This window comes from Streptomyces sp. (assembly GCF_036566765.1).
Lineage (GTDB): Bacteria > Actinomycetota > Actinomycetes > Streptomycetales > Streptomycetaceae > Streptomyces.
Map to the genome: position 1 here is coordinate 1 of NZ_DATCVQ010000662.1, position 3,955 is coordinate 3,955.

The 3,955-nt window shown below is 73.8% G+C and carries 2 protein-coding genes and 1 pseudogene; 1 reads left to right on the plus strand and 2 read right to left on the minus strand.

The genetic code is table 11. From position 1 onward, the window contains the following. Nucleotides 1-225: pseudogene (locus tag VIU94_RS38455) on the minus strand (hypothetical protein); the annotation flags it as partial. Nucleotides 226-450: 225 nt separating this feature from the next. Then, the gene (locus VIU94_RS38460; RefSeq protein ID WP_331919202.1) at nt 451-2,634 is read right to left on the minus strand and encodes a RecQ family ATP-dependent DNA helicase; all 2,184 of its coding nucleotides are present in this window, start codon (nt 2,632-2,634) and stop codon (nt 451-453) included. A 131-nt stretch (nt 2,635-2,765) separates the two neighbouring features. On the opposite strand from VIU94_RS38460, the gene VIU94_RS38465 reads away from it, so the two are divergent. Beyond that, nucleotides 2,766-3,955 (plus strand): DUF4192 domain-containing protein (locus tag VIU94_RS38465; RefSeq protein WP_331919204.1); only part of this gene is annotated, 1,190 nt, incomplete at its 3' end.

Here is a 3,955-nt window from a genome sequence, read left to right on the forward strand (position 1 = left end):
GGCGCTGGCGGCGAGCCGTTCCTCGTGGTCGAGCACCGCCACGACCGCCGTCGAGGGCGTGGGACGGTGGCGGGTGTGCAGTCCTCCGACGACCTCACGGGGATTGCGCAGCAGCGGAATGCCGGCCGTCGCCCACTCGGCGGGCTCCAGCATCCTCAGCCGACTGGCGGACTCGGCCGAGGCGCCGATCGAGCCGGCTGCGGGCGAGTGGAATCCGAAGGTCACGGTCCTCCCTTCGGATACGCCCGGGGGCGGGCAGGGTCGAGTGAGGGCGCGCCACGGCACAGCCCTTCCGGACCCCGAACGGGCCGTGCGGGGGGCGGATTCCAATTCTTGCTGGCGCGTGCGCGGGCGGCAACGAGCAATTGAGTCCGCTGACTGGTATGCGACGGAATGACGTGGATATCCCTGCCCGGTTGTCTCAGCATTCATCCATCGTTCACTCGCGACTCACCCTTGGACGGCGAGGACCAGCGGAAACACCCCCTCGGCTCCGGACCGGCGGAGCAGCCGGGCCGCCACGGCGAGCGTCCAGCCGCTGTCCGAAAGGTCGTCGACCAGGAGCACCGGCCCGCCGGCCGTGGCCAGTTCCTCCACCAGCGTCGGCGGAACCATGAGCGCCCGGTGCAGACCGACCACCCGCTGGGCGCTGTTGGTACGGGAGAGGTGCAGCTCCTCCGCCTCCGGCGCGTACCCGACCTGCCCCAGCAGCGGCATCCGCCCGACCTCCGCGATCCGCCGCCCCAGCGACTCCACCAGCTGCGGCCGCGTGCGCGAGGCGACCGTCACGACACCCACCGGCCGCGGCGGCGCGTCCTCCGCCCCGGAGGCCCAACCCCCGGGCCCCTTCGCCCAGTCGGCCAGCACCCGCACCACCGCCTGCACCACGTCGTCCGGCACCGCACCGTCCGCCGCCCGCTCCGCAAGCATCGGACGCAGCCGATTCCCCCACCCGATGTCCGAAAGCCGCCCCAGAGCCCGCCCGGCGAAGGCCTGCTCGCCGACCGGGATGCGCCCCTTCAGGTCGACCCCGACCGCCGCCAGCCCGGTCGGCCACATCTTGCGCGGCTCCACCTCGACGCCCGGCCGGCCCAGCTCGCCCTTCGCCGCGTCGAGCGCCGCCGTCGACACCTTCGCCTCGATGCGGGCCCCCGAGCAGTTGTCACAGCGCCCGCACGGCGCGGCCTCCTCGTCGTCCAACTGCCGTCGCAGGAACTCCATCCGACACGTCGTCGCCGACGCGTACGCCCGCATGGCGTCCTGCTCGGCCTCCCGCTGCCGCGCCACCCAGGCGTACCGCTCGGCGTCGTACACCCAGGGCCGGCCGGTGCTGGTCCAGCCGCCCTTCACCCGGTGCACCGCCCCGTCCACGTCCAGCACCTTGAGCATCGTCTCCAGCCGCGTCCGGCGCAGCTCGACCAGCGGCTCCAGTGCGGGCAGCGAGAGCGGCCGGTCGGCCCGCGCCAGTACGTCGAGGGTGCGCCGGACCTGCTCCTCGGGCGGGAACGCCACCGACGCGAAGTACTTCCAGATCGCCTCGTCCTCCGGGCCGGGCAGCAACAGCACCTCCGCGTGCTCGACACCGCGACCGGCGCGGCCCACCTGCTGGTAGTAGGCGATCGGCGAGGACGGGGAGCCGAGATGCACGACGAACCCGAGGTCGGGCTTGTCGAAGCCCATGCCCAGCGCCGACGTGGCGACCAGCGCCTTGACCCGGTTGGCCAGCAGATCCTCCTCGGCCTGCTGCCGGTCCGCGTTCTCCGTGCGGCCCGTGTACGAGGACACGGTGTGGCCGCACTGGCGCAGATACGCGGTGACCTCCTCCGCCGCGGCGACCGTGAGGGTGTAGATGATCCCGGAGCCCGGGAGCTCGTTCAGATGGTCCGCGAGCCAGGCCAGTCGGTGGGCGGCGTCCGGCAGCCGCAGCACCCCGAGGCTCAGGCTCTCCCGGTCCAGCGGCCCGCGCAGCACCAGCGCGTCCGTGCCCGCGCCCGTGCCGAGCTGCTCGGCGACGTCCGCGGTGACCCGGGCGTTGGCGGTCGCCGTCGTCGCGAGCACCGGGACGCCGGCGGGCAGGTCGGCGAGCATCGTGCGCAGCCGCCGGTAGTCGGGGCGGAAGTCGTGCCCCCAGTCCGAGATGCAGTGCGCCTCGTCGACCACGAGCAGCCCGGTGGCGGCCGCCAGCGCGGGCAGCACCTGATCGCGGAAGTCGGGGTTGTTGAGCCGCTCGGGACTGACCAGGAGCACGTCCACATCGCCCGCGGCCACCTCGGCCTGGACCGTCTCCCACTCCTCGGTGTTCGAGGAGTTGATCGTGCGCGCGCGGATCCCGGCGCGCGCGGCGGCCTCGACCTGGTTGCGCATGAGCGCCAGCAGCGGCGAGACGATCACGGTGGGGCCGCTGCCGCGCTCGCGCAGCAGCGACGTCGCCACGAAGTACACCGCCGACTTGCCCCAGCCCGTCCGCTGGACGACCAGCGCTCTGCGCTTTTCGGCGACCAGCGCCTCGATCGCGCGCCACTGGTCCTCGCGCAGTCGCGCCGTGCCGCCGGCGTCCCCGACGAGTCGGGCGAGTACGGTGTCGGCGGCGGCGCGGAGCGAGGCGCGGTCTTCGAGGCGATCTGCGTGGGTCATGCCTCCATGCAACCCGATGGCACCGACAACGCGCGAACGCGTCCGCCGGCCTGTGGACATCTCGGAGGGGGCCTCCGCAAAGTTATCCACAGGGGTCGCGGGATCGGCGGGGTCGCGGGACCGTCGTCGTCATGAACCAGCACCACGCATCCACAGGACCGACCGACCAGCAGCAGATCACCCTGCGCGGGCCCGCCGAGCTGGCCGACGCCCTGCCTTTCATGCTGGGCTTCCATCCCACCGACTCCGTCGTCCTCGTCGCCCTGCACGGTGAGCACGGACGCTTCGGCGGACGGCTCAGGCTCGGGATCCCGGGCTCGCCGAAGGAGTGGGCCGCCACAGCAGACCATCTCGCGGAATGCCTCGTCGAAGGCTGCGAGCGACGCGGTGACCGACCCGACGGGATTCTCGTCTTCCTCTGCCAGGACCCCGCGCCGGGAGAGAGCGGGCCGCGGGTGATGGAGCGTCTGCGCCCGTTCGCGCAGCGGCTGCGCACCGCGTGCGGCGCGCTCGACGTCCCCGTGTACGAGGCCCTGTGCATCTCCGACGGCCGCTATTTCTCCTACTGTTGCCCGGACGCGCGGTGCTGCCCGCCCGACGGGACGCCGCTCGCCCTGCCCGGCACGTCGGTGATGGCGGCGGCCGCCGCCTACGCAGGGATCCGGGTGCGCGGCTCGCTGCGCGACATGGAGGCCCGGTTCCGGCCGCCGGCGCCCGACGACGCGGCCCTGCGCGACGCGCTCGACGCGGCGTCGGCCGCGCTGGTCCCTCGCATTCTCGACGCCCGGACGTTCGACCGGGTCCGTGACGAGACGCTGGGGCTGGCCCGCGAGCTGATGGGGCGGTTCGAGTGGGCCGACTCCCGGGACGGGGACGCCTCCGACGACACGCTCGTCAGCGACGAGGAGGCGGCCGCCGTGATCATGGGCCTTCAGGACAGGGACACCCGGGACCGGGCCGCGGAGTGGATGGAGGGCGTCGAGGGAGCGGCGGCGCTGCGGCTGTGGCGAGTACTCGCCAGGCGTTGCATCGCTCCCTACACCGAGCACGCCGCCGCGCCGCTGACCCTCGCCGGCTGGGCCGCCTGGTCGACGGGGGACGAGCCCGCCGCTCGCGTCGCCCTCGGGCTCGCGCTGACCGCCGACCCCGACTACCGGTTCGCGCAGCTCCTGCACCAGGCATGCAACGAAGGGCTCGACCCGGAGTCCCTGCGGGACTGCCTGCGCACCGAGCGCGCCACGCGGACCATCGCACCGCCGGAGCCCGCGCCCGCTCCGGACGAACCGGCCGCGGTTCGTAGGGCGGTGCGGCCGGCGCGACC